This window comes from Chitinophaga oryziterrae (genome assembly GCF_009758125.1).
Lineage (GTDB): Bacteria > Bacteroidota > Bacteroidia > Chitinophagales > Chitinophagaceae > Chitinophaga > Chitinophaga oryziterrae.
On record NZ_WRXO01000009.1, the window covers coordinates 326,149 to 351,706 of the forward strand.

Sequence of the window (25,558 nt, forward strand, 5' to 3'; positions counted from 1 at the left end):
CTGGTGACGCCAGTTATATGTGGCCGTCATGGACCTCCTTATCTTTACAGAAGATAAGATAGATTAGAAATGGAAGATCTGCACAATGCCTTAAGTATATGTAAAAAACAGCTGGCGATACTGGAGAATCAAAATATTGCGCTTAAAACCCAATTGGCGCATATCCTCCAATATCATTTCGACCGCTCACTGCTGGAGAAAATGGAGTATTTCAATACCCTTTTTCTCCAGCAGGATACCCGTTTCGAAGCACTGCGCAGCGAAATGGCCTTACAACAGTTATGGATGGGCCAACCTTATACCGATACTGTTAACCGTGATAATATCTACAGACACCAGGTACACCTGCAACAGAAACTGGATAATATGGAAAAGGATATACAACGCCTAACGAATACGTTCGAAGATTACCTGCATATTAATTTTCCGGCCGTTGCCCTCAATATTCCTCCCCCTGTAAACAAACTCTGAGAATCTATATGAAAAGGATGATAACAAATTAAAAATAATTACTATATTGCTATCACCTTTATCATATGCCTAGAAAATTACTCATCGACATAATCTGTGCCCTGCTGATATTCCTTTTTATTTATACGGGTATCAGTAAACTATTGGACTATCATACCTTCAGACGACAATTGGGCCAGTCTCCATTCATTACCTTTTATGCGCCGCTACTGGCCTGGGCATTACCCCTGGGCGAAATTATCATTGCCGGCATGCTTTCCTTCAACCGTTCCCGTTTAACGGGTTTATACCTCTCCTTTTTTCTGTTATGCCTTTTTACTTTTTACCTGGCAGCCATGCTGCAACTGAGTTATTATATTCCGTGTTCCTGCGGGGGCGTATTACAAGCCCTTTCCTGGCAGGCACATATCATTCTTAATGTTGTTTTTATACTGCTTACCGCAGCCGGGACATTACTGCAACCAAAGCATTAAAACACTTTTTATTTAACCTATAGGCACTAACATTCACAGGAGTAGCCGAAAACCTGCAAATCAGAGTAGGCACATTAATAATCCTTTTTTAATAATTAACCATGAAGAAGATGTTCTCTATTACTTTCCTGGCGGCCGTACTTGCTGCCGGTTCTGCCTTCGCAGGCAAATCAGAATCCAGTACCGAATGGATGCTGAACGACTTTTCAGTTGTTGTTGGCTTACAAAGCGATATCAAAACCATCTATTGCGCAGGCGCGAACAATGTACAATGTGCTTTCATGGTAGAAGCACCTTATACACTGATCAGAAAGCCGTAATCCTGTAGTTTTTTAGGGGGACCAAAGCGCTTCGTTAGAGAGCTCCTAACGAAGCCGGTTCTTTTCATTCAAGGGGTATTAATTATGAGACGTATTTATTATTTAACAGCATTGCTGTTCATTGCACTTTTTATTGTAGCATTCCTGGTATATACAGCCGATTTTCCTAATAAAAACAAAAATGGATTCAACAGACATTACCTGCAACATACCGTTACTCCTTTAGCAAATATCTCTACCAGAGGCGTCATCCAGAATATCTGCGGCGCTACGGCTACCCAGTTCTTTTTTGCTACCGGTAATCCTAAAAAAATAATTGCTACCAATCACCTGCTGCAGGATAGAAAACTGATCAATCTGCCCGTGGATTCCCTGGACCAGGATTTTTATACACAGGTGGATTCTCCTGCTGTATACATCTATGCGTTCAATAAACCGGCGATTATTACGGCAAATGTAAGTACCGGTGCTATCAGCAAAAAACAACTGCCCGCCGGGGCTTTTTCACAGGCCCACTCATTGGGCAACGGCACTTTTATACTGCGTAAATTAAGCACCGAAGTACCCGACCAGTTCTTTGTAAAAGTTACCAGCGACAGTATCTCCAAAGAAAAACATTTGTCTGAAATACATATGGATGGAGGAATGTCTACGGATGGTATTTTACATTATGATCCGGAAACGCATCTCTTTACTTTCCTTCACTATTATAACAACAATTATATCTCTTTTGATACTTCCCTGCAACTTGCAAATACAGGGCATACAATTGATACCTTCACTCATTTCAGATTTGAGCTGTCTGATAAAGATGCAAGGACAAAACACGTATACACCAGCCAGGGGCCGGACCATATGATCAATGCGGCGAGCTGTGTGTACAAAGGTTATTTATATGTACGTTCCACGCTTAAAGCAGATAATGAAGACGAGGGATATAAAAATAATATTGTGATTGATGTTTATAACCTGCGTAAAGGTGAATACCGGGGAAGTTTTTATTTAAAAGGAGATACCAGGGAGAAGATCAATAAACTGGCTATCTATGATGATGTACTGATCGTAAACTGTAGAGACAGGATCTATGCATGGGATCTTGATACTTCTGAAATCGTAGCGAAATAAAAGACTTTACTGATATCCTTTATTCTGTGTAAGATTCGGGTCCCTGTTCCGCTCCTGTTGCGGAATGGGATACAATACTTTTGTGGAGTCCCAGCCGGGTTTCTGTACAGACATTACGGTGTTGATACGACCGGTATGTTTCAGATCCGACCAGCGGTCGCCCCATTCAGTAAACATCTCTGTCCTTCTTTCTTTTTCAATGGTCAGCAGGCAGGTTTCCTGGTCCATATCGGCCGGGAGATCTGCCAGTCCCGAATGATGCCTGATGATATTCAGGTCGGTAACGGCACCGGCTATATTATTCTGCCTGCACCTGGCTTCTGCGCGGATCAGAAATTGTTCTGCAATACGTAATACCATCAGGTATTCTGCATCATCCCCGTAAGCCGCTATTTTCTTTTTGTATTTAAAAGGATAGTAGTAAAGACTGCCCCCATAGGTAAAAGTGCCGGTCCATTTATCTTTACGCATATCCCCTGCTTCGAAGGCATTCATCAGGTCTGTGGTTAAAGGGAAAAAAGAAAAAGTACCGGCATTCGATGGCTGGAATGTTTGTCCGGCTATAGTAAAACCATCCTTCAGCCATATCTGTAAAATAGCCGACCGGCTGTTCTTTAGAAAGACACTGTCCAATGAAGAAAGCGGCAGGTATACACCTGCATTAATGACGAGAGAGGCATTCGTCTCTGCATCCTGCCAGTTGCCCCTTTGCAGGGAAACTCTTGCCAGCATGGCCGTTGCCGCCCATTTGTTGGCGCGTACCTTTTCAGTGCTGCTGTAAGTTTCGGGTAATAACAATACGGCACTTTGCAGGTCGGACATGATCTGCTGATAAACGTCCGCTACCGCTGCCCTTGAGGCAGTGGCGGTTTGTGTAACGTCTGTAGTAGTGATCAGTGGTACGTCTCCCCAGTTGTTGACGAGGTAGTAATAGGAAAATGCCCGCAGGAATCTGGCCTCCCCGGTTAGCCCTGCCTGTTTACCGGCGGAGATATTGGTAGCCGTTGCCAGTCCTTCCAGTACTGCATTCGCCCTGTAAATAGCTTTGTAAAAATCCCGCCAGGTAGACAATACCAAAGGATCAGCCGGTTGTATAGCGTTATTGACATACACCGTGGAAGAAGGATTGAGGGTAGAGAGTTCGTCGGCAGTCATACCATTGATAACCGTTAACATGCTACTGGTGTAATAACCGGACAACACATAGTAGATATCTGCAACGGCAGCATCGGCAAGCGCTTCGCTGTTAAATACCTGGCCGGCCGGCAGTTCGCTGACAGGCGTATCTACTGTAATTAATTTTCTACAGGAAAATAATAGCAGACAACAAACTATAAAAAGAAAGTATTTCATAGCGTTAATTGTATTCCCGTTGTAATGATTGTTAATGGTGGCAATGCGATCTGTGTTTCCGGATCGGGCCCTTTATAACCGGTAATGGTCACAAGGTTCTGCGTTTGCACATACACCCTGCACAACTGTAACTGCATGCGTTTTAACCAGGCATCCGGCAGCTTATATCCTACAGACAGGTTCCTGAGCCGCAGATAGGAAGCATCTTCGTAACCGGCATTGGATAACGGCAGGTTCGCATTCACATTATAAGCAGGGTTGCCGGGTGTGGTAGTGGCACGCGGCACCATGGTTACATCGCCGGGTTTACGCCAGCGTGAAAGCGCCCTTGTTGTTTCATTCACCATTGCTCCGGGTGCACTGATGATGGTTTGTCCCTGTTGTTTCACAAACTGCCAGAAGAAACTGAGGCTTACTCCTTTCCAGGAAAATTCATTATTCACCCCTCCATAAAAATCCGGGTCCCTCTTTGAGATAGTCCTGAAATCGCCCCCGCTTGTAATACGCCCGTCCCTGTTGATATCCTCAAACTGAGCGATGCCTGTTTGCGCATCTACACCCGTGAAATGATATCCTCTTACGATATTGAGCGACTGACCAATTACATAAGAACTGGCATAGGAAGAAGAGGCTAATCTGTCAAAAGCCTTTAGTCTGTTCCTGAAAAACGTAAGGTTCCAGCCGCTGGACCAGTTAAAATGATGATGGCTGATATTGCTGGTGGTGAGTTCAAATTCCCAGCCTGTATTTTTCACGATAGCAGGCAGGTTAGCCTGGTAACTGGTAAAGCCGGTTATACCGGGCAACTGATACCCTACCAGTTGATTGGTACTGCTGTTGGAGTACCTGGCCGCAGAGAAGAATATCCGGTCTTTTAAGAAACCCAGTTCTATGGCGGCCTCTAATTTACGGTTCTCTTCCCAACTGTATTTATTATTGGCGATACGTAATGGCCGTAAAGTATTGATATTCTGATAAATGCCATTTACTCCATAGTTACTCATGTATTGATAGTCCGGGATCTGATCATTACCGGTGATGCCCATGCTCATCCTCAGCTTACCGAAGCTTAACCAGGACACACTCTTCATAAAGTTTTCCGCGGTGAATATCCAGGCTGCCCCTAACGCGCCAAAATTCCCGAATTGTTTGCCCGGGCCAAAACGGGAAGACCCATCACGGCGATAGCTGGCATTGATGATATATTTATTTTGCCAGTCGTACGTAAAGCGGGTGAAAAATGAAATATAGCGATACATGATACGACTATCCGGCCGCCTGATAACTGTATCTGCGGCTTTCAGGTCCCCCAGCCCGCTTTCGTCGCTGTAGCCCTGCCCTTCTGCATAAGCGCTTTTGCTGGTAGTTTGCTGCCAGGTACCACCGGTGAGTATATGCAGGCTGCCACGGGCAATGCGCAGGGTATAATCAGCCTGTGGTTCTATGATGTACGACTGCCGCCCATTTTCCCCCACGCGTGTAAGGCTCACAGGCGCATTTTGCGGGTGCTGGGAAGACTGCGGGAAGGTGAATACCTGTTGCATACGGATGTCTGCATAGCCCATGCTTGTTTTCAGGTTTAAACCTGGCAACAGGCGGTAACGCAGTACCCCATTACTTAGCAGGTTATTGGTTTTGCTGTTGGATTGCTGGCGCAGATAGGCTTCCGGGTTATCCAGAGAGGATCCCCAGAACAGGCTGCCATCCTTCTCGTACAATGGATAGTTCGGCGGCAGGTTGTAAAAAGTAAATACATCACTGGCGATGCTTTCGTTTTTATCGCCGGTAAAACTGCCGGAGAAAGCTGCCTCAAAGCGCTGGTCCTTTGTATGATGCTGCACGCTGAGATGTACGCCACCACGGCGATAGCCAAGTGGGGCAGGTATCACAGTGCCTTCATGATAGAAATCAGCGCCGGTGAAAAAAGTAGTGTTACTGTTGCCACCGGAGAATGATACCTGTGCGTTGGTGATATGTGTTGTGCGACCGGTGAGCATTTTCTGCCAGTTCACTTCACGGGTAGTATCCCATACCAGCAGGTCGGGGGCCTGTGCCACAGTTACTGTTTCACCGTCATTCGCAAATGCTTCCCGGCGCATGGCCAGGTATTCTTTCGTGCTAAGCATAGGCAGATAATCGCATGTTTTACCCGCCCCGGTGTATATGTTAATGTCCAGTTTATTCTTACCGGGCGTTCCTTTTTTGGTGGTGATCAGCACTACGCCATTGGCTCCCCGGGAGCCGTAAATAGCAGTCGCATCAGCGTCTTTCAGAATGTCTATGCTTTCTATATCGGATGGACTGATACTGTTAAACGGGCTGATTTGCTTGATGGCGCCAGAGAGTTCATCAATATTATTCAGCGGGGTAATATCAAAAGGCACACCGTCAATAATGAACAGCGGATCATTACCGGCAGCAATGGAATTACGCCCCCTGATGTACAGCTTTACTTCTGCCCCTGGCAGCCCATTGGTGTTGGTGACCAGCACACCCGGAACCTGCCCCTGTAAGACGTTTAATGAGTTGGCGATGGGTTGTGCACTGATCTGTTGCGCACTGATCCTGCCAACGGAACCGGTGAGCAGACGGCGGCTGCTGGCCCCATAACCTATTACCACGGCGGCATCGAGGCTGTTCACCGCTTCCTGTAGCTGGATGGTATGTATACCATGAGCGCTGAGTGTAGTGTCTACAGGGATAAATCCCAGAGAAGAGATGTGCAGTACAGCGGAAGCAGGCTGTTGCAGGGAGAACTGCCCTTCATTATTGGACGTTACGCCCCGGGAAGTTCCCTTTATAACGATGGTAGCGCCGGGTAAAGGCGAACCTGTGTTCGTGAGGATGGTACCGGAAATCGTATCTGTGGGGGGCTCTGTTTCCGGGATGATTTTCTTTTGCAGGAATATACGCCTGTCCTGCTGATGCCAGCTGATGTTTTTATTCTTTAAGACATAGGATAAGGCGTCTTTCCAGGGCATTTTTTTGATGTGTATGCCTACCTTCCGGGATACGTCGAGGATATCATTATCGAATACGAAGTAGTAGCCTGTTTGTTTTTCTATTATTTTAAAAATACCGGAAAGAGGAATATGATTGCTGTTGATGGTGATACGGACATTCTCTTTACCCGTCTGGGCGTTAACTGTTATCGTAAACAGCAGCAGGGATAATATGAAGAGGTATCCATAAGCGTTACAAACATGCTTAACCATCCGTGAATTTTATAGAGTTGGCTTACTACGCAGACGCCGGAACTAAATGTAAGTATTTTAATGCAGAATGCATAATGTGGGCGGGGAGCCTATTGCTTCTCAGTAAGATAGATCTTGTCTCCGTTCACCTGGTAGGAAAGGCCGGATGTTTTACCCAGTCCTTCCAGGAAATCCGTGAGCGGCTTATCTCTTTCTATGATACCTGTCAGCTTTTTAGCGGCCAGTGCAGGGTCTTCGAACAGGAGCTGTTTACCGTACCAGTGGAGGATAATAGCCTCCAGTGTACCAAGGGATTCGTTATAGTAGTTATATTGTCCCTTACGCCAGGCCAGGGTGATATTTTCATCAAAAGGATGGATCTGACGCAGGTAACCTTTACGGTAGATAGCCTCCGTACCTGGTTGTAACTGAACTTCCGGTTCTTCATCATCCCCGGTAAGGATACTGCCTTCTACCAGAGAGGTAATGATCAGGCTATCCGAATAAGCGTTGATATTGAATGAGGTACCCAGTACTTTCACGGCTGTTACACCGGAGTGTACTACAAAAGGATCCTTTGCCTTTGGAGCTATCGTGAAATAGGCCTCTCCGGAAAGGAATACTTCTCTCATTTTACCAGAGAAGCTGAAAGGGAAACGAAGACTGGAATAAGCATTCAGGTGTACGGCAGAGCCGTCTGCCAGTAATACCTGATAGTTTTTGCCGGTAGGGACCAGTAATGTACCCCACTCCCCTTGTTTGCCGGCAAGCGTAGCCATTGAGATCACATTCCCTTCGCTACCGGGCAGCGAAATGGTTTTACCATTATCAAACAGTAAGCGGATATCTCCTGATGAGGGGATAACGATCTTATTCTTAGCGATCGGTAAAGGTTGTTTACCCGTACCTGCTATGAAAAAGTATAGTAAAGAGGAAATGATGGTCAATGTAACAGCGGCCACCAGCCAGGTACGAAGGGCAACAAGGCGACGGCCGGAAGTAACCGGTGTTTCATGACCGGTATTTTCAGGTGTTTTATTATCAGTGTTTGCAGCTATTTCATTGACAGGAGGTTCATTATCAGCAGAAACCGTTACAATCTTCCTATCCGGTTGATCATTTTCCAATAAAGACAACACGTTACTCCAGGCCATCTCATTATACACATCATCCATAAACTCCGGTCCGGCCACATTAGAAGCTTCTTCCATTTCTTCCAGGCATCGTCTTATATTGTCATCCTCCCGCGCAGCCTGCTCAAGGTATAGCCTGTTTTCGTCGCTTATTTCGCCACTCAACTTCTCCAGAATCAACTGAAATATATGTTCGTCATTATAAGCCATCAGGGAAAGACAAAATTACGATTATGTTGGACAAATAGGTTTTCCCGCGCGCTTATAGCTTGATATGGATACATAACGCTTCGAGGGTTACATTTAACACACGTCTGAAGGCTTTAACGCCTTTCTCCAGTATACGAAACAATGCCGGGATACGCTCATGATAGGATAACAAGGCAATATTCATACTATTTTGCATTTGCTTACCGGGCAACATACCCTGCATCAGCAAAAAACCATGATCGGTAGAAAAGTGGCTGCCGGAATCACTTCTCCTTACCAGGTTTACGCAACTATTATGAACTTTCCTGTAGAAATACCCTCCTACAGACTGTTCGATCTCGAGGTACAGTTGTTCTTCCCATACTTCTACAAAGATCTTCTGCACCAGTTGTTCTGCTTCTTCCATACTATTCAGCATCATCCGGGCCTTCAGACACAATGGCTTATAGTATTTCATAAAGAAATACCGGTAAGCTTTTATGTCTCCACCCTTTAACGCATTAAGCATAGCCGAATCATCCATATGCTGCATACAGTGTGTTTTGGGAAATATCTTTAACAGTTGCTAACGTAAATATCCGCTTTCCGGCCTCCTTAAAACGTTAACTACATGTTAACATGTATACATTACCCTTATTTTCTACTGGTGAGCTGTTCATTCAACAGCTCCAGTAACACGTCTACGTCTATTGGTTTCGACACATAAGCCGATGCGCCGGCGGCCAGGCATTTCTCCCGGTCTCCTACCATGGCCTGTGCCGTGACTGCCACAATATACACATCAGCAATGGCCGGTGTGTTCCTGATAATGCCAATGGCTTCATAACCATCCATTTCGGGCATCATCATATCCATTAATACAATGTTTATTTCCTTTTCTTCCTGCAACATCTGTAACCCTGTTGCAGCATCAGTAGCCGTAAGGCAGTCAAATCCTTTAGATTTTAATACCAGTCTTAACGCGTAAATATTACGGTTATCATCGTCTATGATCAATATCTTTTTTCCGGCTGCTCCCATCCTGTTCATTATTAGATTCTCGTATTATCATATAACCATACCCGCAATAAGGACACTAACTGGTCTATATCCACCGGTTTTGAAATGTAATCGGAAGCGCCTGCTTTAATACATTTTTCCCTGTCGCCCAGCATTGTTTTTGCTGTCACTGCCAGGATAGGCAGGTTACGGTATTTAGGTATCTGACGGATCTGTTTAATGGTCTCATAACCATCCATCTCAGGCATCATCATATCCATCAGTACAATATCCACTTTCTGGTTCATTTCCAGCTGTTGCATGGCTTCTTTACCGTCCAGTGCAGAAATGATGTTCATCTTATGCTGTTCCAGCGCCTTCGTGAGAGAGAAGATGTTACGTACATCATCATCCGCAATCAATACTGTTTTATTCAACAGTACTTCTTTCAATGGCCCCTGTTGTTTACGCAGTGGTTTCTCTCCGCCTTTCTCTTCTACCAGGTGCAGGAACAATGCCACTTCATCGAGCATACGCTGATAGGAATGTGCCGTTTTGATCACAATAGAATCTGCATACTGGCGGATACGGTTTTCTTCTGCACGCGACAGATTTTTACCGGTGAAGATGATGATAGGCAGGTTTTCCAGTCCGGGATTCCCCTTTACTGTTTCCAGTGTTTCATATGCCTGTTCATCAGGTACGCCCATATCAAGGATCACACAGTTTACGCTCTCCTTTTTAAGGGCATTAACGCTGCTGATTATATTTCCTGTGATCTCTGTATTTACATTGAAGTTTTCCAGGAAGTAAGCCAGCGCCTGCGCATGTTTGGCATTTTCTTCCACGATAAGCACCTTCTTGGGATTGCGTGTGAGCGCATCTTCCAGACGTTGGAAAACAAGCGGCATCTGTTCCAGTGCCAGGGGTTTACTGATAAAGTCCACGGCTCCTTTCTGCAAACTTTCTTTCCTGGCTTCCAGGGAAGAAACGATATGCACGGGTATATGCCTGGTAGCAGGATTCGCTTTCAACGCCTCCATTACCTTCCAGCCATTCTGTACCGGTAGTACGATATCCAGCAGGATAGCCGCCGGTTTGTAGCGGTTTGCCATTTCAATACCATGATCTCCCCTTACCGCTACAATGCCTTTATAGCCTCTTTTACGGGTAAAGTCGAGCAGGATGGCCGCATAACTGGTATCATCCTCTACGATCAGGATCACCTTATCCTCAGCCGTTATATTGTCCCTGTCGTCCGGTATTTCTGCGGGTATTTCCTTCGCGGTAAAACGCAGCTCATCATTCTTAGCCTTCCTGGCTTGTATCCATACTTCCTCTGCCTGCTGCTGCGTGGCTACCTGGATAACAGGCGCTGCCTCTGCCTGCGGACGTACCGGGATCGTCACTATAAATTCACTGCCTTTATCCGGTTCGCTTTCCAGCCGGATCTCTCCGCCCAGGAGTTTGGCCAGTTCGCGACTGATAGACAATCCCAGTCCTGTACCACCATATTTGCGTCTGGTAGCCCCGTCTGCCTGCTGGAATGCTTCAAAGATCACCTGTTGCTTATCCGCGGGAATACCGATACCGGTATCTTTTACGGCAAAACGAATGTAAGGCTGTCCGTTTTGTTCCAGCGCACTTACTTGCAAAGTAACATTCCCTTTGGCCGTAAATTTAAGTGCGTTGGAGAGCAGATTTTTAAGGATCTGTTCCAGGCGCATCTTATCAGTTTCTATTAACGCAGGCGCATTGGCCAGGATATTTACTTTAAGATCGAGGTTCTTTTCACGGGCGATAGGTGCAAATAACGCTTCCATATCCTCACAAACTTCATGTACCGCTACTCCCGTCAGTTCCAGGTCCATTTTCCCGGATTCTATCTTGGAGAGATCAAGGATCTCATCGATCAGGTTCAGTAACCCTTTACCGGAACTCTGTATCACCTGTGCAGATTCTACCTGGTCCGGGACCAGGTTCTTTTCATTATTTTCAGAGAGCAGACGACTTAATAACAGGATAGAGTTCAGCGGGGTGCGCAGTTCATGCGACATATTCGCCAAAAACTCCGATTTGTATTTGGTACTGATCTCCAGTTCTTCTGCTTTCTTTTGTATTTCAAGATTACGTTCTACAATGACCTGGTTCCTGTCTTCCAGCAAACGCGACCTTTCCTCCAGTTCCTGGTTGGCCTGTTGCAGTTCTTCCTGCTGCACACGTAACTCTTCTTCTGATGCCTGAAGCTTGGAGGCCTGTGCTTCCAGCTCCGTATTAATATTCTCTAATTCTCCATGTTGTACCTGTAACTCTTCCGACTGTGCCTGTGTTTCTTCCAGCAATTCCTGTACACGGCGACGGTTTTCCGAGGTAACGACCGCAATCCCTATGTTATGGGTAACCGACTCCAGGAACGCAAGTTCCGCAGGCGTATACGCTGTAAGAGAGGCCAGCTCTATCACACCTCTTACAGACCCTTCGTATATAACGGGTACGGCTATAACAGACACTGGTCTGATTTCTCCGGCGGCATAACTGACAGAGATATTTTCCGGTGCGATATCTTTCAGTATGATTGTTTTGGCGCTTACTGCACATTGCCCCACAAGGCCCTGCCCTAAAGGGATCTCAAGGCGACCGTTCGTATTGATGAATGCAAAACTACCGGTCAGTTTTAAGCTACGGCTTCCTTCACTGAGGTACAGCGCACCCACCTGGCTATGGGTATATTCTGCCAGGAATTCTATGATATGAGCCGCCAGTACCTCTACGGTCTTCTCTCCTACCATCCTGTTATTCAATCCGGCAATACCTGCCTGTAACCATTCCTTTTCCGATAACAGGCTAAATGAACGATCCAGGGAAACCGCCATTTTATTCAGAGACACAGACAAACTACCTAATCCATCACTTTCTGCATCGTCTACCCGGATAGAATAATCTCCGGCGGAGATCTTTTCTGCGATGTTGCGGATAATATCTATACGGTGACTGGTTACACGGTCTTTTTCTTCCAGGGCCCCCTGTAGTTTACTGTGTTCTTCAAAGTCACGTTTCACACGTGTGTAGAACACAGAAGTAATGAGCAACGCCAGTAAAGCTGCAATAACGATCAGAACAGGTGTATAACCAGAAACACTATTGAGATTGGCCGTACGTTGCTGCAGCAGGTGACGCTCCCTGTCTTCCATCAACATCACCAGCTTACGGGCACTGTCCATGATCATGCGGCCCCCCTGCAGACTGTCAAAACTAATTGGCTGTCCGGCACGACGGGAATCTATAGAATGCTGCAAATGTGCCTGCCGGCGGTTGATCATGCCCCTCAGCTCTCTGATCGAAGTCTGCTGGGCAGGATTGTCCTGTGTTAATGCCTGAATATTATTTACGGCGGCCAATGCACTGTCAAAGGCGCCTTTATATGGATCGAGGAACTCTTCATCACCAGTCAGCAGGTAACCCCGCTGTCCTGTTTCGGCGTCTTTCATCACCGATATGGTATTCTCCAATTGCAGGATCACCTGGTTGGTATGGTCTACCAAAAAAGCACTTGCCAGCAGGTTCTTGATACTAAAAAAGGAGGCTACTGAACTCATCACCAGCAGAAGCAAAGACAACCCAAACCCTATCAGCAGATTTCTTTTAAAAGTAGCTTTAACTTTCATCCATTCAATTGTTTAGTCGGCGTGTGCGTTGACTTATATAAGTGAGAGTGATTATTTTACTAACATTCTGTAAATATAAATCCCCTGCTTCATATTGCCAAGAGCAATGATCCGCAGGGGATTAAAACTATTTATTCAAGATCATTATCTGGCAGCGGTCAGATAAACCGCCAGGCGATTGATCGCATCGGCAACGATCCCTATCTGTGTTTGTGCCTCTTTCCAGTTGCGTTGTTCAATCGCTTCCCTTACACCGGGAATCGTTTTCACGCCATAGCCTGTATAAAAGCCAGGTGCGTAAATAGTATGTTTATACCAGGAACGACGCGGTAATCCGTCTTTTGCGAGCAGTTGCTGTTCAGCCTGATATAATGCCAGGTTATTAACCGGTTGTTGCTGAGTAGCTTTATCCAGGGCTGATAAGGCATTCTGCAATGGAGAGAAATCAATGTAAGGCACGTCCTCTTCCAGCGCAGGCAGCTTCAGCTTTTCCTGTTTGTCTTCTGCCAGTGAATATTGCTGTGTGTTCAATAAGGTATTATTTGCTTTGGTGGTCTCGCGCATTTCTGCAATGAGTGCCTGTAATTCATCTGTATAAGTACTGATAGTCTTTTGCAGGCTGCGATAATCAAAAGGTAAAGCGGGCGCATCTGCAAGGCGTAATACCGCCCTGCCAGCCGTTTGGGATAGTGCGGCCCCATATACGAACCCGGGATCTTTAAACCGGGTATAATCATCATAAGAATCATAAATAGAATGATATTCTCCCCCGTTATCTTCTCCTCCAAAACCAAGGTTCAATGAAGGGATTCCCAGATGTTGCAGAAAGGAAGAGTAATCGGAGCCGGAGCCTAAGGCTTCCAGCTTCATGTCCTGCTGTTGCATGGCATCCCTTTTTCCTTTTGCACTGGCAGCGTTCACTGCATTGAATGCTCTTTTACGTTCAAACAGGCTTACATGCGTCTGCGGATCAGTCACCTCTTTCGCAATCTCCCCCATCATAGGTTCCAGTGCATGAGAGCCACCGGCGGAGAGGAAACCGCGTCCGTTATTATCTGTATTTATATAAGCCACTGCTTTCTTCTGCAATTCATCAGCATGATCTTCCACCCATTCTGTAGAGCCTATCAATCCGGGTTCTTCCGCATCCCAGGCGCAGTACACCAGTGTACGGGCGGGTTTGTAACCGCCTTTCACCAGCTCACCGATAGCCTTTGCCTCTTCCAGTTCGGATGCCAGTCCGCTGATAGGGTCAGCTGCCCCATTCACCCATGCATCATGGTGATTCCCCCTGATAATCCATTGATCAGGGAACTGTGCGCCTTTGATCTCAGCGATCACGTCGTAGGCAGGACGTAGTTGCCAGTCGAACGATACTTCCAGGTGTACCTTTCCTGTACCCGGACCAACATGATACGTCATTGGCAAACCACCTCTCCAGGCAGCGGGGGCCACCGGGCCGGTAAGGGCTGCCAGTAAAGGCTGTGCATCATGGTAACTGATGGGGAGTACCGGTATTTTTAAGAGGTTGGCCGCTTCTGACCTTTCCAGGCGTTTGGCATTCTGCGTAGCACCGGTACCGGGAGTAAGCGGATCTCCGGGATAGATCACCATATCCATGATAGAGCCACGTTGCACACCGTATTCATTTTTATAAGCACCCTTCGGATATACGTCTCCCTGCACATAACCATCCTGGGCAGGATCGGAATAGATAATACAACCGATAGCACCATGTTCCTGTGCTACTTTGGGTTTGGTACCGCGCCAGGAATGTCCGTAGCGGGCAATCACGATCTTTCCTTTAACGTCTATCCCTGCACGTTCCAGCCATTCATAATCTTCAGGCAGGCCGAAGTTCACATATACCAGTTCAGCAGTAACGTTACCGTCCGCGCTCCAGGCGTTATAGGTAGGCAGCTGGCCTTCCTGGCCGGAAGTAGCGTCTTCCTTTAAAGCAGGTTCTTTGAGTAAAGCCTTATAGGTAGTGGGGCCGGTCAGTTCCAGCACCCTTGTTTTAGGGGTAGGGAACAACACCTGGTAAGTAACCAGGTGTGTATCCCAACCATAACTTTTGAACTTTGCAAGTACGGATTCAGCCACAGCCTTACCACCGGTGGAGCCTACGTGATGTGGTTTGGCCGACAGTTCGCGGATGGTCTCTCCGATATGTGCACTGCTGATCTGCTGGTCGAAGCGGGTTTCCAGTTGTTGCTGGGTAACGGTAGCGTCGCCTTTGAATCCGGCAATTGATTTTTGCTGGGCATTTGCGGCAGCGCCACTGAGCATCAACAGGCTAAGGATGTAACGTACTTGCATAAGTGTTTGTTTTTTTAATTAGATAACCGGGTTAGCGGCGTATTCCGTCCACAGTTCGTCAACGGATTCTCCTGTCAGGTCTTTCCAGATAGCAGGAGTATAAGTTTTAGTGCGCATTGCAGCATCCAGTTTGTTTACCAGGTCTTTGCGTTTGTTCTTCTCCACCCATACCAGGAAGCGGGCAGTAACACGGTAAGCCTGTTTGTAACTCTGTCCTGCTTTGAAGTCGGGCAACGTCCAGTGAGCTCCCGGATTGTCCACACCATATACAAAACGTACATAGTCGGCAATCCCTTCTGTTAACCATCCCGGGTCGTAACCAGGGTAAGACTGCACTACGTGCATGCCTTCGTGGGTCACCACATCTATATCGTTCGGGTTCTTTTTGAACCACTCCGGATTAAAGCGGATACGCGTACCATAAGTGGCAGCGATACCGTCGTAAGTCGGGTCGATTTCAAAATACACAACTTTTACCGCGTTTTTATTAAAACGGGCTACCTGTTTCGGATAAACTTCGAAAAAGGTGTTAATGAGCCGGCGGCCTACTGCTGTGTCAAACGTAGCTGATTTGTTTTCGTAGATCAGCGTAAAACCACCTTTTGTGATTGAATCCTTTTGCTGCGCTTTTGTGATTGCCGGCAGCAGGCAAACTGACAGGCACAGGCTTGCCATCATTCTTTTCAGACCTTGATTAGTGAGTACCATTGATGCGTGGGTGTTTGTTCTTTAAAACAATTAAAAATTCGCTACAATATTAATAATTTACCTCATTAGGAAGTTAACCTTCTACCATGCTATCTTACCATTTAAGAACTAAATAGCGGGATTTGGGTTTCCAGGATAGTTATCTTGTCGCAAAAGTGGAAAAAATTTTACGGAAGGGTGATATATATAAATAACGATATAATACGCCGGTTCGGAGATAATTATAGCCAATTCATCCCATTAAGGGTCCCCCTGTTAAACCCGGAGAGGCAAAGTTCATCTAATGAGAAATTCTAACTTTAATCGCATATTAATTATGATCTATTGCGAATTACGTATGTTTGCCCGCGAAATATTTTAGCCTGCATTACACGGGTTCATTCGTAATTTTCAATTGATCATTGTAATAGTTCAAATTTTATCTATGAAAAAAAGATTGTTACTGGCCGGAGTTTTATTTGTGTTCCTTGGATCTGCTGCAAGTGCGCAGGGTTTCCATTATGGATTGAAAGCGAGCTTAATGTTCTCTTCTATCCAGGGCGATGGTCTGAAATCTTCTTATCCTCCTGGTTTCCAGGGTGGTGCGTTTGCTGAATGGGATTTTTCCAAGAAATGGGGTATTCAGCCGGAATTATTATTTACGCAGGCTGGCGCCAGGAAATCGGACGATTTTCAGTCCAGGTATTATGTAAGTGAGGGTAACACAAACTCTTCCAGCAACAAGGCTAAACTGAGTTATCTGACCATTCCCCTCTTATTCCGTTACAGCCCTATCAAGGACCTGACGTTTAACCTGGGTGCGCAGTATAGCTACCTGTTCTTTGCCAACGAGGATTTCCTGAAGTATAACAAGGATGCGTTTAAGAAAACCGATATCGGAGCTGTTGCCGGTGTACAGGTGAATGTAGCGAATGTTAGATTCTTTGGCCGCTATGTATTGGGTTTATCCAATGTGAACGATATTTCTACTCCACAGCATACCTGGAAATCCCAACAGATCATATTAGGTATGGGTGTTGCTTTTAAATAGTCAATAACTCCGTCAGGAGTGATATATAATATGGGGCTCCTTCATTAGGGAGCCCTTTTGATTGAATAACAAATATGAGGCTCCCTTTCAGGGGGCCTTCTTTGATGCAATAAGGTTGTACATATCTTCTTATAAGGTTCTGATAAATACTCTTAAATTTATTTATTGCATTAATAAAACAGAAGTAAAGCATATATAAAGCATTCCTCTAGAAGTATGGATTATATATGCTTCATATATGGCTTATATATGGATTATACTCCTGATCGCAAGCCTGTTAAGGCCCTAAAAAGGGCTACCGGAGATGGGCATATGGAGCTTTCTGCATAATTATCTATAAATCAATTACATATACAGAAAAAGGCTCCTACCGGAGCCCCGTGTTTATAGAGGAAATCTATCTGCTAATTGAGAGTATTCGGAAAGTATTAAGGTATTGACCGGTGGCTCACCGGAGTCTGGTCGGTAGCCGTCGCCGTAAGAGTACAAAGCCGCCCATTAATCTGATCCTCTGCCAGAGAAGGTTCGTATATATTATAACATTTATTATTTTATTTCAAATTTAAGTGGAAGGAATAATAACATCCTGGCGGGTTCACCTGCAATCCTGCCGGGTTGCCAATCGGGCATGCTATCAATTAACCTTAGAGATTCGACATTGCATAGCTGACATTCGCTTTGTTCTATTTGTATGTTAGTAATATGACCATCCTCTTCAACAATAAATGAGGTAAGAACTGTTCCTGTAAAGCCACTTTCTCCCACAGGCCACCTGAGATTTTCCTCAATGAATTCTTTCAACTTTTCATTTCCTCCGGGAAATGTGGGGTGTACTTCCTTGTATACATGTAAATCAGATAAAAATGTATCATTAGCAGATGCTAGACTAAGAGATGTACATACATTACTGATTATTACTAATAATAAAATTGAAAGTATCAGGAACTTTAATGTTGTCATTTTCAAAAGCTTTCAGTCGAGGGTAACTGCTTTATAGATATAGCTTAGTGGGTTGATAAATAGTTATTTGCAAAGAAAATACATTTCCCTAAAGACATGGGTTAATGTCATGTTAATGAATGCAAAATGCGTATTTCTACTTATTTTATAACGTACGTAGAAATGCGCATCAGTGCTATAATCTAAAAGAGAATGGTTGTTGGTCAGAAAACGGGCAGCAGCGTAAAAACCAGAAAGAATATAAACATTGTGTGGATTAGCCTGTTGATAAATGAAACTACATCCACATGAGAAATACTATATCAGCACTACTACTTACAAGTGCCATAACAACAAACGCCCAAAGCCTCACATCACAGGTATTAAAAGACAAATACCCCGCGCTTTTTAAAACATTTGTATATCAGGGAAATATATTTGAATGGGTTGCCGCACAACCTGAAAATGATATTTTCAATGACCTTACCAGTAAAAACGCATTATACCTGGATTACATTTTAAATAACCAGACTTCTTTTGATCGTAAAAAAATAGCCGTGTTCAAATATGATTCTATACAATTGATAGAAGCCTTTCGAAACGAATTGAGACAGGATACGGCTTTTAACCGGAATATGCTGCAGTTATCTTACTGGTACCTGAAATCGAAGCATATCAATGTAGCCGACTATCAATCTACCAAAACAGATCTTACTACAGATCAGTTAATAAATATTGCTACCAGGTTCTTCTTCGCAACTAAAATACAACCTGATAATAATGTCGGGTGGAAAGTTTGCATAGGGCAAAACGCTTATGCTGACGATAAACGAAATAGTACCTATCCTCTTATTGAAGCATTTTGTTTCATGGCGATTATGAATAACATAGAGACCGCTCAATATTATCAGCACTTTGAAGAATACGGAATTACGATTTCCCAGCAGACAAAATACTTACCGGAAAGTGAAAGGCTTATAGTAGCAAGAGAAAGTATGTATAAGGAGATGGCTGGCAATTCCGCACTTAAGACCGCTTTATTAAATGCATACAGGAATAAAGCAGATATGCTAAGTTTCAGGCTAACAGATCAATAAGAGCAATCAGCAAACAGGTTGTTCTTATCATCATTTGTGAAGCTATAAGTTTATAATTCTATTGTACATATGGGAAAATTACAAGAAGACATAAAATCACAATCCGATTGGATTGTGAAAGCATTTGCATCAGATGGATATAATCTGGACTATACGATAGATAGTTTTATCCAGATTGATTTGTTTTTTAAGCACAACATGAAGGACGGAAAACCTATAAAAGGAGGACGTTTGCCTACAACTGGATTTGGCCCGGTGCTGTTCTCAATAGGTGCATATGTTGGTGAAACTATTATTAATCATATCCCAGGTGCCGTATGGATAACAGACGATGATGATCCCGAAGGAGAGATGAAGATATCTATAAAATTTCCCAATGGAGCTGAGATTTGGCCTATAAATAAAATATTTAACAGGTTCCGTAATGGTAGCGAAGATTCCATCTATCCTTATGGTTATATACTTTCAAAAGATTTTACAGAGCAGGAATTTAATCAGAAGTTTTGGGCATTGACTGCTGAAACTAAAAAATCATGGTGGGCGTTTTGGAAGAAATGAGTATAGAGTGAATTTCGTGCCGAAGTCCGAATATCCGTTTTCTTTACAATTTTTCCTTTTCTTAACTGAACAGTAGCGTTTTCGTTTATTACTCATTGCTGTCTTTCTTATGTGATCAATTGATTCTTAATGAAGAATGTAAGTATCTTTTATTCTGGATTCGGTTTAAATTAAGAGTTGTTCTCTTTTAATTTAATCGGTATACGCTCTATTCGAAAATTCGAATCATTTTTTGTTCCGCGCAGATACATTGCGTATTCTCATTATAATTTTATAAAACACACTGAAATGATATAGCCCCTTAATCAGTTGTTTGATACTTTGCTCATTAAGCCTAACAGATATGGGCTTCAGTGTAGAAATTTAATATATCACTATTTCAAAATAAGTAGAAGTGCGTATTTTTTGACCAATAACATTGGGTTAACTTATTCTATAAAAACATTGTCTATTTTAGTTCAATGAATATTTAATAACCCCCTATCAACCTGCAATTATGGGACAATTTCTAAAAACTATTTATGTGTTTCTTTTCAGGAGAACTTTATTAAAATGTTTAATGCATTCCTGTATTATATAAGCGTTTGGGAGCCTGGGGGCATTAGACTATGATTTTGTATACTAAGTATCAGCCGTAGAATTCCTAACTTTTTACCCCTCACTGAATGAAACAATTTATACCCCTCATTATTGTGTTGTGCATCTGTTCCAACCTCGCAAATGCCCAGGATAGTACCCTTGAACACTTACCTAAAAAGTATTTATCTCAGGTTGAACATAAGTCCAGAAGATTTGAAGAACAGATAGATAAACGTACTGATAAAGCATTAGCACGATTAATAAAACAGGAACAGAAAATGAAATCCAGACTCTGGAAGATTGATTCTGTAGGTGCTAAAACAATTTTCAATTCATCTGTTACGAGAATCGCAGACTTAAAAAAAGGACTGCAATCTAAGCTGCCAGCAGGGGGAGACGCTTACCTGGATACATTACAGCACACCTTAAAGTTTCTGGGACAAGCCGGTAATACTACAAGGCAGTTGACCAACACGATGCAAAGCGTGCAGCAGTTACAGGGAAAATTACAGTATAGTGAACAGGTTAAAAATTACATCAATCAACGCAAGCAGATGCTGAAAGAGCAACTGGCACAGTATACTGGCTTTACAAAGAACCTGCAAAAGATCAATAAAGAGGCGTATTACTACGGAGAGCAACTAAAGGAATATAAATCTGTCTACAGTGATCCGAAGAAGGCAGAAGTAAAGGCCATGGCTTTGTTAAAGAAACTACCTGTTTATAATGATTTTATCAGTAAGCATTCACAACTGGCAGGATTGTTTAATCTGGCAGGCAGCTATAACGATACCCGCAGCCTGGAAGGCTTGCAGACCAGAACCCAGGTAGAACAACTTGTGCAACAACGAATAGGTAGCAGTCCTGATGCGGGACAGGTAATTAGTCAACAGATGGAACAAGCCAGGTCCCGGTTTAATGAATTGAAAAGTAAATACCCTGCGTTGAACAGTGCCGCGGATATGCCCGATTTTAGGCCCAGGGAGATGAAGACGAAAACATTCTTCCAAAGGCTTGAACCAGGCGGAAACATCCAGTTTCAGAAATCTAATCAATACTTCCCCACTACAGCAGATATAGCCGCTCAAATTGCCTATAAGTTGAATAAGAACAGCAGCGCCGGTATTGGATTGTCCTATAAACTGGGCATGGGCTCCGGCTGGAATCATATAGCATTCAGTCATCAGGGAGTAGGGTTACGAACCTTCGGGGACTACAGGCTCAAAGGCACATTCTTTATAAACGCCGGCTTCGAAGGCAACCGCAACACTGGTTTCAAATACCTCAGTGAACTAAAACACTGGAATGGATGGACAACATCCGCCCTTGCCGGTATCAGCAAGAAATATAAGATCAATACGAAATTGAAGGGGAATATCATGTTGCTGTATGATTTCCTGGCCCCCCGACAATTACCCAAAACAGATAATATCAAACTCAGAATAGGTTACTCATTATAAGTCCGCATACCTCAACACCCCATCATTTTATGAAAAAGTTATTTCTATTCCTTTTACTATTTATTGTCATGCATACGCATGCCCAGATGCAAACCGGCACTGTTACCCAAAATCTGATTGACGTCAGCACGAAGTCGCCCGATGTGGCAAGTTTGGGGAAATTCGGAAATATCCCTGTCAGTTATGCGACGGGTGTGCCCTCGATCAACATTCCCGTTTATGAGATTAATGTGGGGAAAATCAAACTACCGCTATCGCTGGATTATCATGCGAGTGGTATTCGTGTGGGCGAAATATCCTCAAGTGTGGGAATAGGATGGGTTTTGTCCGGGATAGGAGTCATTTCCCGGCAGGTAGTAGGTATTCCTGATGAAGATGGTAGTGCCGGGTTATTTCTGGCTCCTAATCCTGACTCAGTATTGCTCGATCCTTATACCAATTTTCAATATCTTTTTGATGTACAAAGAGGTTTTGCTGATAATGAACCCGATCAGTTTTCTTACTCAATAAATGGGGAAAGTGGGAAATTCACTTTCCGGCGTAATGGCACAATTATACAGGAGCCGGTGTCCAATAACAAGATTTCCTACGCAGGTTCATACTTTACAATTACTGACCAGGATGGGGTGGTATATATATTCGGATTGAAGATGAATAACGACATGTCACTATCAGGTGGTACAAGGAGTTATACTGCTGCCTGGCGACTGACAAAAATGGTGGATGCCAATTCTACAGATACGATCTTTTTCAATTATGAATATGCATGTAATCCTGTTTATCAAAAGAATTATAATTATTCTCATTATTTAGGTGGCGCTTTTCCAGGGTGCAATAATAGTGCTGATATTTTTAAAAATGAGGAGACCACTACTTATCAACTCGGAACTTTATTTGAAGCCTATCCCAAAGAAATCAGGTGGCGTGGGGGTAAAATATCCTTTATCAATACCTGTGACAGAGCAGATGTGGCAGGTGCGGCTATGCGACTAACAGAAGCGGATGTATATGCGAACCAGGAAGGTACCCTGAAACAAGTCAAACGCATGGTGCTGTATCAATCTTATTTTAATAGTAATGGTACCGGTTATGCTTTCGCCAATGCGACCGCCGACCAGAAAAAAAGATTGCGACTTGATTCGGTAGGCTTGCTGTCAGTCAGCGGAACTATACCTCCACAAACCTACCGTATGACCTATGATACGACATTAATGGCCCCCCGTGAATCCTGTGCACAAGACAGATGGGGCCACAATAATGGTGCATTTGACAATGCAGGTCTCATTCCACCACAAAGTGTTTCCTGGTTAAATACTTATTATACTATTGGCAATGCGAACAGGGATACTGATTCTACCTTTATGAAAGCCTGCACCATTACCTCTATTCAATACCCTACAAAAGGTAAAACAGTATTTGAATTTGAGCCCCATGCATTTATCCATAGAGAAATGCAAAGCCAGCCATATAATGCTTCCCTATATTGTACAGGAGGTCTACAATCTACTGATACTGCTTATTTCAGTGTGACAGCAAATGATCTTTATTTTAAATATGGTTTCTTCTTACCAGCATTTACATCAGGACAGGTAACCGACAGACCGCGAATTATACTGAAAGACCTCACCACTAACACGGAGATTGTTAATACTGCTACTCCTCCCGGGCAGGAAAGTGCCAGCTTCTCGATGAATAATATAGAACTCCTTCTTACTACAGGACATAATTATTCATTCACGATGAATACTTATAGCACCAGTTCCAGTATTTCGGCATCGGCTTCTATTACCTGGACAAAAAATACTGGGTATGCAGATATAAGAAGAATTGGTGGAGGGTTGAGAATAAAGACGCTTACTAATTATGATGACAATGGAAAGATAGTAAGTAAAGAGAAGTATGAATATGGTGGTGGTGTCATGCTCACAGATATGTATTATCAGGATCTGAATGTTGAACAGATATTTCCCCGAAATGGTAGTGTCGTTAATCCTGCTGTATGTTATTACAGTTTTTCTCAACTACCTCCCGGTTATGCTCTTATTTTTCATGGCAATAGTGTAATCCCCACTTCTCAATGTAATGGCAGTCCTTTACTCTATAGTAACGTAACAAAATACCAGATAGATAGCGCAGGGAATGCAAATGGGAAAATAGATTATGGTTATACCATATATCCTGATATGCGTAGTGCTATTGAAGAATACGCAACTATAGGTCCGCTTACCTTTAACACGAGGGGTGGCCCTTATCTTAGTTCATACACATGGAAAAACAATTTTCTTTCCTATGAAAACACTTTTAAAAGTACTTCATCAGGGTATACGAAAATTAATAGTAAAGTGTATGATTACCAGGATTACAGAGACAGCGTAGAACATCGTCTTAAAATAAAGGTTAAATATTTAACGACTTGCTGTCTGGAACAACATATAGATTCAGTGGATGCGTTGAGTGATTTTTATTTAACTGTTACTGATCAGCCAACAGGTGTTATGTTGTTAAGAAGTACGTCGGATACTACCTGGGACGACTTTGGCAATAAAATATATACCAATCAGCAATATGAATACAATGATACTACCCATACTTATCCTACGTTGATAAGAAGTTTTACCAGTACCGGTGATACTATTTCAGTACTGTCCAAATACCCTCATGATCTGGCAGCGGCTGGAAATGTGTATCAGAAAATGATGATCAGAAACATTGTTTCTCCTTTAGTACAGCAGGTGAAAAAGAAAAACAGTGTACAACTTTCTTTGACTAACATCAATTATACAGATGTGAATAGTAACAGTAAGTTGCTATTACCTCAAACTGTTGATGAACAGATCAGCAATTATCCTATAGAAACAAAACTCAGGTTTAACAAGTTTGATCTCTATGGAAATATCCAGGAACAACAGAAAGACAGCGATATCAGGCAAAGTTATGTGTGGGGATATGATAAATTATATCCAATAGCTACCGTGTCCAATGCTGCACAAAACGAAATTGCCCATACCAGCTTTGAACCGGATGCGGCGGGTTACTGGACGATTCCATCTGCTACAAGAGATGTCACGCAGGGAATTACGGGGCGACAATCTTATGCGTTAAGTAATGGATCAGTATCCAGAACAGGACTTACTACTACTAAATCTTATATCGTTTCTTATTGGAGTAAGAGCAGCCCTGCTACTGTTAATGGGACAACAGCCACATCCTCTTATAATAAAAATGGTTGGTATTATTACGAACATACAATCGCTGCCGGTGCATCCACAATAACGGTCAGTGGCAGTGTCACAATTGATGAACTGCGTCTATATCCCACAGATGCACAAATGAACACCTTTACCTATGATCCGCAGGTAGGAATGACAACGCAGTGTGATGCTGATAACCGGATCTCTTATTTTGAATACGACGGTTTTAACAGGTTGAAGCTGGTCCGGGATGTGGACCGTAATGTCCTCAAAACCTACGAATACCGGTACAAACAATAATCAGTTAACCTGTATAACCTCATTAGTCATGCGTAAGCAAAATAACATTTTCCATATAGGCAAGTCAAAGGTCTTCTTATTGATGACCATGTTGTGTATGATTTGCCAGTCAGTCTTTTCTATTTCCGGGGATAGCACTACTACCCGGTTCTTTACGATTGGTTCTATTAGTCCGACCAGTCAAACTGTCTTTTCTGGTGCAACCCCTGCTACCATCTCACTGGTGGGGCCGGATGTAAGTGGCTATACTTACAAATGGATGCTTTCAACAAATGGTACCGATTTCTATTACATATCAGGTGCTACAGCTATTTCTTATTCACCGACTGCGGTATCAGCCAATCAGTACTACCAGGTGGAGATGACCAGCACTACTGGTGGAGCCAACGGCTATAGCCCTGTAGCTACGGTGACGATCAGGGCGCATCTGGCAACAGGTACCATTTCCCCTGCAT

The 25,558-nt window shown here is 43.6% G+C and carries 19 protein-coding genes; 10 read left to right on the forward strand and 9 right to left on the reverse strand.

What is annotated here, in order from left to right; translation table 11 throughout:
- Positions 1-69 precede the first annotated feature (69 nt).
- The 4 genes from GO495_RS25690 (at position 70) to GO495_RS25705 (ending at position 2,389) form a co-directional block, all read left to right on the forward strand.
- Positions 70-471 carry a hypothetical protein gene (locus GO495_RS25690; RefSeq protein WP_157302813.1) on the forward strand — a complete coding sequence of 134 codons (402 nt, stop codon included), beginning with the start codon at positions 70-72 and terminating at the stop codon, positions 469-471.
- Positions 472-536: 65 nt separating this feature from the next.
- A complete protein-coding gene (locus GO495_RS25695; protein WP_157302814.1) occupies positions 537-944 on the forward strand; it encodes a MauE/DoxX family redox-associated membrane protein in 408 nt (135 codons plus the stop codon).
- A 101-nt stretch (positions 945-1,045) separates the two neighbouring features.
- Positions 1,046-1,264, forward strand: a complete 219-nt coding sequence (locus tag GO495_RS25700; RefSeq protein WP_157302815.1) for a hypothetical protein — start codon at positions 1,046-1,048, stop codon at positions 1,262-1,264.
- Between the two features lie 84 nt (positions 1,265-1,348).
- Positions 1,349-2,389 carry a hypothetical protein gene (locus GO495_RS25705; protein ID WP_157302816.1) on the forward strand — a complete coding sequence of 347 codons (1,041 nt, stop codon included), beginning with the start codon at positions 1,349-1,351 and terminating at the stop codon, positions 2,387-2,389.
- 6 nt (positions 2,390-2,395) lie between these two features.
- Here GO495_RS25705 and GO495_RS25710 read toward each other — a convergent pair whose 3' ends face one another.
- From GO495_RS25710 to GO495_RS25745, 8 genes are all read right to left on the reverse strand, one after another.
- Entirely contained in the window at positions 2,396-3,742 is a 1,347-nt protein-coding gene (locus GO495_RS25710) for a RagB/SusD family nutrient uptake outer membrane protein (protein WP_157302817.1), read from the reverse strand.
- Entirely contained in the window at positions 3,739-6,957 is a 3,219-nt protein-coding gene (locus GO495_RS25715; RefSeq protein WP_157302818.1) for a SusC/RagA family TonB-linked outer membrane protein, read from the reverse strand. Before GO495_RS25715 ends, GO495_RS25710 begins: the two co-directional genes overlap by 4 nt.
- A gap of 89 nt (positions 6,958-7,046) precedes the next feature.
- Positions 7,047-8,279, reverse strand: a complete 1,233-nt coding sequence (locus tag GO495_RS25720; protein ID WP_157302819.1) for a FecR family protein — start codon at positions 8,277-8,279, stop codon at positions 7,047-7,049.
- 52 nt (positions 8,280-8,331) lie between these two features.
- The gene (locus GO495_RS25725) at positions 8,332-8,811 is read right to left on the reverse strand and encodes a sigma factor (protein WP_157302820.1); all 480 of its coding nucleotides are present in this window, start codon (positions 8,809-8,811) and stop codon (positions 8,332-8,334) included.
- Positions 8,812-8,912: 101 nt separating this feature from the next.
- Positions 8,913-9,308: a response regulator gene (locus tag GO495_RS25730; protein WP_240915329.1), complete on the reverse strand. Its 396-nt coding sequence runs from the start codon at positions 9,306-9,308 to the stop codon at positions 8,913-8,915.
- Between the two features lie 2 nt (positions 9,309-9,310).
- A complete protein-coding gene (locus GO495_RS25735; protein WP_157302821.1) occupies positions 9,311-12,922 on the reverse strand; it encodes a response regulator in 3,612 nt (1,203 codons plus the stop codon).
- Positions 12,923-13,066: 144 nt separating this feature from the next.
- Positions 13,067-15,241: a M28 family metallopeptidase gene (locus tag GO495_RS25740; RefSeq protein WP_157302822.1), complete on the reverse strand. Its 2,175-nt coding sequence runs from the start codon at positions 15,239-15,241 to the stop codon at positions 13,067-13,069.
- 18 nt (positions 15,242-15,259) lie between these two features.
- Positions 15,260-15,949 carry a basic secretory protein-like protein gene (locus tag GO495_RS25745; RefSeq protein ID WP_157302823.1) on the reverse strand — a complete coding sequence of 230 codons (690 nt, stop codon included), beginning with the start codon at positions 15,947-15,949 and terminating at the stop codon, positions 15,260-15,262.
- Positions 15,950-16,373: 424 nt separating this feature from the next.
- On the opposite strand from GO495_RS25745, the gene GO495_RS25750 reads away from it, so the two are divergent.
- Positions 16,374-16,979, forward strand: coding sequence for a porin family protein (locus GO495_RS25750; protein WP_157302824.1), 606 nt, complete (start codon positions 16,374-16,376; stop codon positions 16,977-16,979).
- A 546-nt stretch (positions 16,980-17,525) separates the two neighbouring features.
- Here the strand turns inward: GO495_RS25750 and GO495_RS25755 are convergent.
- Positions 17,526-17,939 carry an energy transducer TonB gene (locus GO495_RS25755; protein ID WP_157302825.1) on the reverse strand — a complete coding sequence of 138 codons (414 nt, stop codon included), beginning with the start codon at positions 17,937-17,939 and terminating at the stop codon, positions 17,526-17,528.
- A gap of 287 nt (positions 17,940-18,226) precedes the next feature.
- Between GO495_RS25755 and GO495_RS25760 the strand changes: the two genes are divergently transcribed.
- The 5 genes from GO495_RS25760 to GO495_RS25780 form a co-directional block, all read left to right on the forward strand.
- Positions 18,227-19,015: a hypothetical protein gene (locus GO495_RS25760; protein WP_157302826.1), complete on the forward strand. Its 789-nt coding sequence runs from the start codon at positions 18,227-18,229 to the stop codon at positions 19,013-19,015.
- 69 nt (positions 19,016-19,084) lie between these two features.
- Positions 19,085-19,573: a hypothetical protein gene (locus tag GO495_RS25765; RefSeq protein WP_157302827.1), complete on the forward strand. Its 489-nt coding sequence runs from the start codon at positions 19,085-19,087 to the stop codon at positions 19,571-19,573.
- A gap of 665 nt (positions 19,574-20,238) precedes the next feature.
- Entirely contained in the window at positions 20,239-21,612 is a 1,374-nt protein-coding gene (locus tag GO495_RS25770; RefSeq protein ID WP_157302828.1) for a hypothetical protein, read from the forward strand.
- Between the two features lie 29 nt (positions 21,613-21,641).
- Positions 21,642-25,103 carry a hypothetical protein gene (locus GO495_RS25775; RefSeq protein WP_157302829.1) on the forward strand — a complete coding sequence of 1,154 codons (3,462 nt, stop codon included), beginning with the start codon at positions 21,642-21,644 and terminating at the stop codon, positions 25,101-25,103.
- A 28-nt stretch (positions 25,104-25,131) separates the two neighbouring features.
- A partial coding sequence (locus GO495_RS25780; protein WP_157302830.1) for a hypothetical protein occupies positions 25,132-25,558 on the forward strand: 427 nt, incomplete at its 3' end.

Bases quoted from the DNA above. Each gene is read 5' to 3' on its own strand.
- GO495_RS25760 (WP_157302826.1), top strand. From the start codon at position 18,227: ATGAGAAATACTATATCAGCACTACTACTTACAAGTGCCATAACAACA.
- GO495_RS25700 (WP_157302815.1), top strand. From the start codon at position 1,046: ATGAAGAAGATGTTCTCTATTACTTTCCTGGCGGCCGTACTTGCTGCC.
- GO495_RS25730 (WP_240915329.1), bottom strand. From the start codon at position 9,308: ATGAACAGGATGGGAGCAGCCGGAAAAAAGATATTGATCATAGACGAT.
- GO495_RS25710 (WP_157302817.1), bottom strand. From the start codon at position 3,742: ATGAAATACTTTCTTTTTATAGTTTGTTGTCTGCTATTATTTTCCTGT.
- GO495_RS25705 (WP_157302816.1), top strand. From the start codon at position 1,349: ATGAGACGTATTTATTATTTAACAGCATTGCTGTTCATTGCACTTTTT.
- GO495_RS25745 (WP_157302823.1), bottom strand. From the start codon at position 15,949: ATGGTACTCACTAATCAAGGTCTGAAAAGAATGATGGCAAGCCTGTGC.
- GO495_RS25770 (WP_157302828.1), top strand. From the start codon at position 20,239: ATGAAACAATTTATACCCCTCATTATTGTGTTGTGCATCTGTTCCAAC.
- GO495_RS25740 (WP_157302822.1), bottom strand. From the start codon at position 15,241: ATGCAAGTACGTTACATCCTTAGCCTGTTGATGCTCAGTGGCGCTGCC.
- GO495_RS25765 (WP_157302827.1), top strand. From the start codon at position 19,085: ATGGGAAAATTACAAGAAGACATAAAATCACAATCCGATTGGATTGTG.
- GO495_RS25715 (WP_157302818.1), bottom strand. From the start codon at position 6,957: ATGGTTAAGCATGTTTGTAACGCTTATGGATACCTCTTCATATTATCC.
- GO495_RS25755 (WP_157302825.1), bottom strand. From the start codon at position 17,939: ATGACAACATTAAAGTTCCTGATACTTTCAATTTTATTATTAGTAATA.
- GO495_RS25695 (WP_157302814.1), top strand. From the start codon at position 537: ATGCCTAGAAAATTACTCATCGACATAATCTGTGCCCTGCTGATATTC.
- GO495_RS25725 (WP_157302820.1), bottom strand. From the start codon at position 8,811: ATGCAGCATATGGATGATTCGGCTATGCTTAATGCGTTAAAGGGTGGA.
- GO495_RS25775 (WP_157302829.1), top strand. From the start codon at position 21,642: ATGAAAAAGTTATTTCTATTCCTTTTACTATTTATTGTCATGCATACG.
- GO495_RS25750 (WP_157302824.1), top strand. From the start codon at position 16,374: ATGAAAAAAAGATTGTTACTGGCCGGAGTTTTATTTGTGTTCCTTGGA.
- GO495_RS25690 (WP_157302813.1), top strand. From the start codon at position 70: ATGGAAGATCTGCACAATGCCTTAAGTATATGTAAAAAACAGCTGGCG.
- GO495_RS25735 (WP_157302821.1), bottom strand. From the start codon at position 12,922: ATGAAAGTTAAAGCTACTTTTAAAAGAAATCTGCTGATAGGGTTTGGG.
- GO495_RS25720 (WP_157302819.1), bottom strand. From the start codon at position 8,279: ATGGCTTATAATGACGAACATATATTTCAGTTGATTCTGGAGAAGTTG.